The 8376-nt window shown below is 70.5% G+C and carries 9 protein-coding genes; 2 read left to right on the plus strand and 7 right to left on the minus strand.

Features of this window, described 5'->3' with window-relative positions; all coding sequences use genetic code 11:
• Positions 1–59: 59 nt before the first annotated feature.
• Positions 60–1406, plus strand: coding sequence for a guanine deaminase (guaD, locus tag ACOJSN_RS08750; RefSeq protein ID WP_420112112.1), 1347 nt, complete (start codon positions 60–62; stop codon positions 1404–1406).
• A gap of 32 nt (positions 1407–1438) precedes the next feature.
• Positions 1439–2893 carry an NCS2 family permease gene (locus ACOJSN_RS08755; RefSeq protein WP_420112113.1) on the plus strand — a complete coding sequence of 485 codons (1455 nt, stop codon included), beginning with the start codon at positions 1439–1441 and terminating at the stop codon, positions 2891–2893.
• A 1-nt stretch (position 2894) separates the two neighbouring features.
• Here ACOJSN_RS08755 and ACOJSN_RS08760 read toward each other — a convergent pair whose 3' ends face one another.
• The 7 genes from ACOJSN_RS08760 to ACOJSN_RS08790 form a co-directional block, all read right to left on the minus strand.
• Positions 2895–3866, minus strand: coding sequence for an exopolyphosphatase (locus ACOJSN_RS08760; protein WP_420112114.1), 972 nt, complete (start codon positions 3864–3866; stop codon positions 2895–2897).
• A gap of 36 nt (positions 3867–3902) precedes the next feature.
• Positions 3903–4394, minus strand: coding sequence for a DUF501 domain-containing protein (locus tag ACOJSN_RS08765; RefSeq protein WP_420112115.1), 492 nt, complete (start codon positions 4392–4394; stop codon positions 3903–3905).
• 164 nt (positions 4395–4558) lie between these two features.
• Positions 4559–5164, minus strand: coding sequence for an FtsB family cell division protein (locus ACOJSN_RS08770; protein WP_420112116.1), 606 nt, complete (start codon positions 5162–5164; stop codon positions 4559–4561).
• Positions 5165–5320: 156 nt separating this feature from the next.
• Positions 5321–6607 carry a phosphopyruvate hydratase gene (eno, locus tag ACOJSN_RS08775; RefSeq protein ID WP_420112117.1) on the minus strand — a complete coding sequence of 429 codons (1287 nt, stop codon included), beginning with the start codon at positions 6605–6607 and terminating at the stop codon, positions 5321–5323.
• A 117-nt stretch (positions 6608–6724) separates the two neighbouring features.
• Positions 6725–7000, minus strand: coding sequence for a YciI family protein (locus tag ACOJSN_RS08780; protein ID WP_420112118.1), 276 nt, complete (start codon positions 6998–7000; stop codon positions 6725–6727).
• Positions 7001–7024: 24 nt separating this feature from the next.
• Complete coding sequence (gene mazG, locus ACOJSN_RS08785; protein ID WP_420112119.1) at positions 7025–7675, minus strand: nucleoside triphosphate pyrophosphohydrolase; 651 nt, start codon at positions 7673–7675, stop codon at positions 7025–7027.
• A complete protein-coding gene (locus ACOJSN_RS08790) occupies positions 7672–8217 on the minus strand; it encodes a hypothetical protein (protein ID WP_420112120.1) in 546 nt (181 codons plus the stop codon). Before ACOJSN_RS08790 ends, mazG begins: the two co-directional genes overlap by 4 nt.
• Positions 8218–8376: the final 159 nt, after the last annotated feature.

Here is an 8376-nt window from a genome sequence, read left to right on the forward strand (position 1 = left end):
GAACTCGCACCGTTGGTACGAACTCGTGGCTCAGGGTTGCGCGCGGATGGAGCCGTCACGTGAGCGCCGCGCTGTATCGGGCACGGGTCTTCGATGCCCCGACCGGGCCCGTCGGCGAGGCGGCACTGCGCGCTAGCGACGACGTCGGCCTGCTCGTCCGCGACGGCATCATCACCCGTCGCGGCCCCTGGGCCGAGGTGAGCCGGGAACCCGGGTCGCGCGACGCCGTCGTGCATGACCTGCGCGACGGCATCCTGCTGCCCGGGTTCGTGGACACGCACGTGCACTTCCCGCAGGTCAGGGCGATCGGCGGGCTCGGGCGGCCGCTGCTGGAGTGGCTCGACACCTGCGCGTTGCCCGAGGAGGCGCGGATGGCGGACCGGGCGTACGCCTCCGCGGTGGCGCAGGAGCTCGTGCACGGGCTCGCCTCTGCGGGCACCACATCGGCGCTGGTGTTCGGGGCGCACTTCAGCGACGCCATGGACGTGTTCTTCGAGACGGCCGCCGGCAGCGGCCTGCGGATCACGGCCGGCCTCGTGGTGGGCGACCGCGGCTTGCGCGACGACCTGCACACGGACCCCGCTACCGCCTACGCGGAGGGCCTCGCGCTCGCGCAACGCTGGCACGGCCGAGGGCGGCTGCGGTACGCCGTGACGCCGCGGTTCAGCCTGGCCACCAGTGACGAGATGCTGGCCTCCAGCGCAGGACTGCTGAGTGACGTCGACGGTGCCTGGTTCACCACGCACATCAACGAGAACACGCGGGAAGTCGCCACCGTGGCCCGCCTGTTCCCCGATGCGCGCGACTACCTCGACACCTACGACCGGCACGGCCTGATCACCGAACGCTCCGTGCTCGCGCACGACGTGCAACCCACCGACGGCGAGCTCGCCCGGCTGGCCGCGAGTGGTGCGAGCGTGGCGCACTGCCCCACCTCGAACGCCTCGTTGGGGTCGGGACTGTTCCCGATGCGACGCCACGTCGAGGCGGGCGTGCACGTGGCGCTGGGGTCCGACGTGGGCGGCGGCACGGGATTCAGCCTCCTCAAGGAGGGCCTGCAGGCGTACTTCGCGCAGCAGCTGCTCGGGGACGCCGGCCTGCCGCTGACGTCAGCCGACCTGCTGCACCTCGCCACCACAGCGGGAGCACGCGCGCTCGGCCTGGCGGAGGTGGTGGGGCACCTGAGTGAGGGGATGGCCTACGACGCCGTGCTGCTCCGGCCGCCTGCCGGCTCCACGCTGGAGACCGTGCTCCGGCACGCGAACGACGCCGAGGACGCCCTCGCCAAGCTGTTCGTGCTGGGCACCCCGGCGGACGTGGACCGCGTCTGGGTCGCGGGCGAGGACATGAACGACACACGCCTGACCTCAACGACCCCTAAGGTGCCGCTGACGACTCTTCACTGAGACGCACCCTCATCCGAGCGACCTGGAGCAGCATGGCCACCAGCGAGACCGCCGAACCGACCGAGAACAAGGCCGAGCAGGCACCCCCGCCGAGATCCGCCGTCGACCGCTACTTCGGGATCACCCAGCACGGCTCGACCGTGCCCCGCGAGCTCAGGGCCGGCCTGACCACGTTCCTGGCGATGAGCTACATCATCTTCGTCAACCCGGACGTGCTCTCGAACGCGATCGTCATCGACGGCGTCGACAACGTGTTCACGCAGCTGGTGATCGTCACCTGCATCGCCGCCGCGTTCGGGTCCCTGGTGATGGGCATCGTGGCGCGGTACCCGTTCGCGCAGGCGCCGGGGATGGGGCTGAACGCGTTCTTCGCGTTCACGGTCGTCATCGGGATGGGCTACACGTGGCAGCAGGCGCTCGCCGCGGTGTTCCTCTCAGGCGTGCTGTTCGTGGTGCTCAGCGTCATCGGAGCCCGCAAGGCCATCGTGCAGGCGCTGCCGATGTCGCTGAAGCTCGCGATCACCGCCGGCATCGGCGCTTTCCTCGCGCTGATCGGGATGAAGAACGCAGGAATCGTGGTCAACGACGAGGCCACGTCCGTGGCGCTCGGCGACTTCGGCTCGCCCACCGTGTGGCTCGCGCTGGTCGGGCTGGTGCTGACAGCGATCCTCATGAAGCTGCGCGTCACCGGCGCGATCCTGTGGGGCATCCTCGCCACCACCGCGATCGCGATCATCTTCCGGCTGGCGGTCTACGTGGGTCCGGACAACACGCTGGTCCCGTTCGGCGGATTCAGCGACGGCATCCTCGCGCTGCCCTTCTGGCCGAGCGACCTCGCCTTCCAGATGGACTTCGGCGGGCTGTTCAACCCCGCACACCTCGATGTCAACGCAGGCATGCTGTTCACGTCGGCGCTGACCGTGATCCTCACGTTCTTCGTGGTCGACTTCTTCGATGCCACCGGCACGCTGACCGGCCTGGCGCACCGCGCCGGCTTCGTGGACAGCAAGGGCGAGATGCCACGCGCCAAGACGCTGTTCTCGATGGACGGTCTCGCCGCGATCTTCGGTGCCGCGATGGGTACGTCCACCACGACGGCGTATGTCGAGTCCGCCGCAGGAGTCGAGGAGGGTGGTCGCAGCGGTCTGACGGCGGTCACCACCGGCGGACTGTTCGTCCTCGCGATGTTCTTCTGGCCCCTGGTCGGGGCCGTGCCGAGTGCCGCCACCTCACCGGCGCTGATCCTCGTGGGCGCACTGATGATGGAGGGCGTCAAGGACATCGACTGGAAGGACGTGGGCGAGAGCGTGCCTGCGTTCCTCACGATCGTGGCGATGCCGTTCACCTACTCGATCGCGAACGGTGTCTCGTTCGGCATCATCGCCTACGCGTTGATCCGGGTGTTCACCGGCAAGTTCAAGGAGAGCAGCTGGCTGCTCTACCTGCTCGCCGCCCTGCTGATCGCCCGGTACGTCTGGCTGGAGTAGGTCAGGCCTCGATCCGCGCCAGCACCGACAGTGCGATGCCGTCGAGGATGTCGTGCTCGCTCGTGGTCACCGTGATCACGCCGGCGGTCTGCGCCACCCGCGTGATCACCTCGGACCAGACGAGCGCGCCGGCGCCGATGACGTCCACGCGGCCTGGGTGCATGTACGGCAGCGCGGCACGATCGCTGCGGGTCATCCGCAGCAGGTCCTCGCACGCGGCGAGCACGTCGCCGACCGGTATCCGAGCGCCGTCGATCCGCTCGGGTCGATAGGAGTCGAGCCGCAGCGCGTGCGCGGTCACGGTCGTGACCGACCCGGCTACCCCCACGAGCGTGCCCACGCGCTCCAGCGGGACGGTGTGGGCCGCCTGGTCCAGCGCCGCGCGGATGTCGGCGCGTGCGGCCTCCACCTCGGCCACGGTGGGCGGGTCCGAGGCCAGGTGCCGCTCGGTCATGCGCACGCAGCCGACGTCGAGGGAGATCGCCGCATCCGGCACCGGCGCGACCGCAGCTGCGTCGCCGAGCACGAGCTCGGTCGAGCCGCCGCCGATGTCGACCACGAGCGCCGGGCCGGCATCATCGGCGCCCAGCACCCGCACGGCGCCCGCGAAGCTGAGCGAGGCCTCCTCGGTCCCGGAGATCACCTCGGGCTCCACGCCGAGCCGCTCCTGCACACCGCCGATGAACGTGTCGCGGTTGCGGGCGTCGCGGGTGGCCGACGTGGCCACGAACCGCACCGCCTCCACCCCGTGCTCGCGGCACAGCGCCGCGTACCGCTCGGTCGCGTCGAGCGTCCGGGCCAGCGCCTCGGGCGCAAACTCGCCCGTACGGTCCACGCCCTGACCCAGCCGCACCACCTCCATGAGGCGAGTCACATCGACCAGGCTCGCTCCGCCGTCGGGCGACCGCTCGACATCAGCGATGAGGAGGCGGATGGAGTTGGTCCCGCAATCGATCCCTGCCACACGAGTCACCGTCACACTGTGCCACGAGCACGAGGTCCTGAGCGGTCAGCAGGTGCAGCGGTCCGGGCGCCAGCTCTCGCGGAGCCGCTCAAGCGCCTCGTCACCGTACGGGTTCACACCCGGGCCGACCGCGAGCGCGTGGCCCACGAGCACGTGCAGACACTTCACACGGTCGGGCATGCCACCGGCGCTGATGCCCTCGATCTCGGGGACCTCGCCGAGCTCGGCACGGCGGCGCAGGTAGTCCTCGTGGGCGGCCCGGTAGCGGTCGGCCAGCTCCGGCTCGTCGCCGAGCCGCGCCGTCATCTCGCGCATCGCACCCCCCGCCTCAAGCGTGCTCACTGCGGCGATGGCCGGCGGGCAGGTGAGGTAGAACGTCGTGGGAAACGGGGTGCCGTCCGGCAGTCGTGGGGCGGTCCGCACCACCATCGGGCGCCCGCACACGCAGCGCGCGGCGACCGAGACCACGCCGCGCGGCTCCCGTCCGAGCTGCTCGGCCACGATCGCGAGGTCACGCGCTGCGACCTGCTCGGGCATCAGGGCGTGTCTCCCAACTCCCGGGTCGTCGCGAGCGGTGCCTGGTGCGGGTGATGGCAAGGCGCGCTCGCGAAGGAAGCCCGGGTTTGGCTTTCGAGCGGATGCAACGCCGCCAGCGGCCGTGACAGGCACCGCGCAGCAGATCCGGAGTTGGGAGACATGCCCTAGTCCCCGACCTCGCCGGCCACCTGCACCGAGTCCCAGACCGTCAGGTACCAGGGTCCGGTACGCGGCATCGTGACCGGGCCGGCCTCCTCGTCGTCCACGGGCTCCTCACCGGTGACGGTCTCCGGGTCGACCACCACGTACGGGGTCTCCCCCGGCATCACGTAGCCGAGCCGGTCGCGGGCCTGCGCCTGCACGTAGGCGTCGTCGGACCAGCGCTCCCGTGCCGCCTCCAGCGCGGCCGTGCGTTCCTGGCTCGCAGCGATCGCGTCGTTGAGATCCCGCAGTTGCTCCTGCTGCGCCACGTAGGCGCGCAGCGTCGGCGCCAGCAGCACGAATGCGACCAGGATGACCACGAACAGCATCACCATCCGCACCGTGACCTGTCTCGGCTCGTCAGGACGCTCGACGGCGGCCCGCGCCGGCGTGCTGCTGGATCGCCGTGGCGCGGTGCTCGGCTTGCCCACCGGCTTGCTCGGGGCACTTGTTCCCTTGGCCGGTCGCGACGTGGCCCGGACCGTGCGGGCGGGCTTGCGAGTCGTCGTCGTGGTGCCGGCGGCACGGGCGGTGCTCGCGCGGGGCGCAGCAGGACGGCGGGAACTCACCACCCCATGTTCCCTCACCTCGGCGCCGATCCCGGGGAGGCACCCGGGCGCGCGTCGTGGGTACTCCTGCCCGTACGTCGAGACCGAGGCGTGACGCCGAGACCGAGTGGCGCACGCTTCGGTCTCGACCGCAAGCCTCGGTCTCGACGGTAGGGGTCAGGCGGAGGGGTTCCAGCGCGGGAAAGCGGTGGCGCCGGCGTACACGCCGGAGCTGTCGAGCTCGTCCTCGATCCGCAGGAGCTGGTTGTACTTGTTGATGCGCTCGCCGCGTGCCGGCGCACCGGTCTTGATCTGACCGGCGTTGACCGCCACGGACAGGTCAGCGATCGTGGTGTCCTCGGTCTCACCGGAACGGTGCGAGACCATCGCGGTGAAGCCGTTGCGCTGCGCGAGCGTGACGGCGTCGAGGGTCTCGGTGAGCGAACCGATCTGGTTGACCTTGACCAGCAGCGAGTTCGCCGCCTGCTCGTCGATACCGCGGGCGAGGCGCTCGGGGTTGGTGACGAACAGGTCGTCGCCGACGATCTGCACCTTGTCGCCCACCTCGGCCACGAGCTGCGACCACGAGCCCCACTCGTCCTCGCTCAGCGGGTCCTCGATCGAGACCAGCGGGTAGTCGGCCACCAGCTGCTGGTAGTAACCGATCATCTCGGCCGGGGTCTTGGATCCACCCTCGAAGGAGTAGGCGCCGTCGGCGAAGAACTCCGTGGCAGCGACGTCGAGCGCGAGCGCGACGTCGGTACCGGCCGTGAAGCCGGCCCGCTCGATCGCCTCGAGGATGAGGTCGAGCGCCGCGCGGTTGCTCTCCAGGTTGGGAGCGAAGCCGCCCTCGTCACCGAGACCGGTGGCGAGCCCGCGCTCCTTCAGCACCGACTTGAGGTTGTGGTAGACCTCGGTCCCCCAGCGCAGCGCCTCCTTGAACGTGCCCGCACCGATCGGCGCGACCATGAACTCCTGAACATCGACGTTGGAGTCGGCGTGGCTGCCGCCGTTGAGGATGTTCATCATCGGCACCGGCCGCACGTGCGCGTTGGGCCCACCGATGTAGCGGAACAGCGACAGGTCGGAGCTCTCGGCAGATGCGCGCGCGGCGGCGAGCGAGACGCCGAGGATCGCGTTGGCGCCGAGCTTGCCCTTGTTGGGCGTGCCGTCAAGCTCGATGAGCGTGGCGTCGAGGTGGCGCTGGTCGGCAGCGTCGAGCCCGAGGATCGCGGGTGCGATCACCTCGGTCACGGCGGCCACGGCCTCAGCCACACCCTTGCCGAGGTAGCGGCCCTTGTCGCCGTCGCGGCGCTCCACGGCCTCGAATGCACCGGTTGACGCGCCCGAGGGCACCGCGGCACGGGCGAACGACCCGTCCTCCAGTGCGAGCTCGACCTCCACGGTGGGGTTGCCGCGGGAGTCAAGAATCTCCCGGGCGCCGACGGCCTCGATCGTGGCCATGTGCGACTCCTTCTCAGATGGGTGTCAGGTGTGAAAACAAGCAGGATCCGCGCTCAACCCTAGACCCGCCGACTGTCCGGTCGGCGGTGGTGTTCGTCACCGCGGAAGTGCGGGCGCTCAGGAAGCGGCGACCTGCGTACCGACCATCGGCTGCCACTCCTTGAACGTCACGATCTCGACGTCGGAGCACGTCATGTACGGGTCGGAGTCGAGGTAGGCCTGCACCCGCTCGCGCGTGGCGTCGAGCAGCAGCGCGCCGCCGGAGGCGTCCTCGAACGGTCCGCCGAACAGCAGGATTCCCTCCTCCACGAGGCCCTGCAACAGCTCACGGTGCGCGGGGCGCAGCGGCAGGCGGACGTCGTCGCCCTTGAACACGGTCTGGATGAGGATCATGGCACCGACACTATCCAGGGTGTGTCATCGCCGGTGGCGGCGTTCCAGATCGCGAGTCGCCGCCCGCAGGGCGGCCTCGGCGTCGATGCCCTCGGCATCGGCCTCGACCACGAGGGCGAGGATCGCCTCCCCGAGGTGAGCTGCGCCGTCGTCCGGGTTCTGGGGGCGAGTGCCCGACGGCGTCCCCGCCTTTCGGAGCCGACTCACCATCTTCTGCGCGCGGGCGAGAGCGGGGAGACCAGCGGGGATGTCGTCGAGCGGGTGGGCGCGATGCTTCTCCTCTGCCTTGATCGCGTCCCACTGGGCGTTGACGGCGGCCGGTGTCTCGGCGGTGGCGTCGCCGAAGACGTGCGGGTGGCGGCGTGTGAGCTTGGCGACGAGGCCGCGGGCGACGTCGTCGATATCGAACCCATCCTCGCGTTCGCTGGCCACGCGCGCATGGAAGAGGACCTGCAGGAGCAGGTCGCCGAGCTCGTCGGCGAGCGCGGCGTCGTCGCCCGACTCGGCGGCCTCCACGACCTCGTGCGCCTCTTCGATCGCGTACGGAGCGAGCGAGGCGTGCGTCTGCTCGGCGTCCCACGGGCAACCGCCGGGGGACCGCAGCCGGTCCATCACCTCGACGGCATCGAGCAGGCTCGCCCCGGTGAGCTCCGGGCGCTGCGGCGAGGAGGTCACGCGCCTGCGGGTGCCGGGACCTCGATCCAGTCGAAGCTGGGTTCGGCGATCGCCTGGCCGTCCCAGGTGCCGTAGCGGGGGCTGATCGTGACGTCGAGGCCGGCGACCCGGTCACCCACCTCGGTCATCAGCGCGGCAGCTTCAGGGTCGGACTGGAGCGCGGAGCTGGCGAGCAGGCTGCGGACGACCAGCAGCGTGGGCTCGCTCGCCTCGATCGGGTCCACCCCGTTCTGGGCGGCGAGCCGGTCGAGCGTGCCGACAGCGTCGCTCTCGGACATGCCGAATCCGGCGTCCGCGGCGACGTCGATCATCTCGGGCGCCGCGACCAGATAGGTGATCACCTCGGTGGGCGGCACCGGACCGAAGAAGTGCGAGAGCTCCTCCACCGCGGTGGCGACCTCGCGCTCACCGATCACCTGCCCGTTGACGGTCGCGGCAGTGCCGGGCGCGGGTGCGCAGCCCGCGATCAGCGCGCCCGCGAGCGCGAGCCCGGCGAGCGGGGCGAGGAGTCGAGACGTGAGAGATCCACCTGGTCGAGCCACCCGCCCATCGTAGGGCCACCACAACCGCGACTCTTGCGGACCAATGTTATCGCTCATAACATTGGTCTCGTGGCGCAGCAGCAGTCGATCCGATGGGCAGCGATCCGCTTCGGGCTGTGCGGGCTGGCGGCGCTGGCCGCACAGCTCTGGTTGCAGGCG

Source organism: Pseudactinotalea sp. (genome assembly GCF_048594945.1).
Taxonomy (GTDB): Bacteria; Actinomycetota; Actinomycetes; order Actinomycetales; family Beutenbergiaceae; genus Pseudactinotalea.

Excerpts from the sequence above, each read along its gene's own strand:
- ACOJSN_RS08755 (WP_420112113.1), top strand. The coding sequence starts at position 1,439 with ATGGCCACCAGCGAGACCGCCGAACCGACCGAGAACAAGGCCGAGCAG.
- ACOJSN_RS08780 (WP_420112118.1), bottom strand. The coding sequence starts at position 7,000 with ATGATCCTCATCCAGACCGTGTTCAAGGGCGACGACGTCCGCCTGCCG.
- ACOJSN_RS08765 (WP_420112115.1), bottom strand. The coding sequence starts at position 4,394 with ATGCCCGAGCAGGTCGCAGCGCGTGACCTCGCGATCGTGGCCGAGCAG.
- eno (WP_420112117.1), bottom strand. The coding sequence starts at position 6,607 with ATGGCCACGATCGAGGCCGTCGGCGCCCGGGAGATTCTTGACTCCCGC.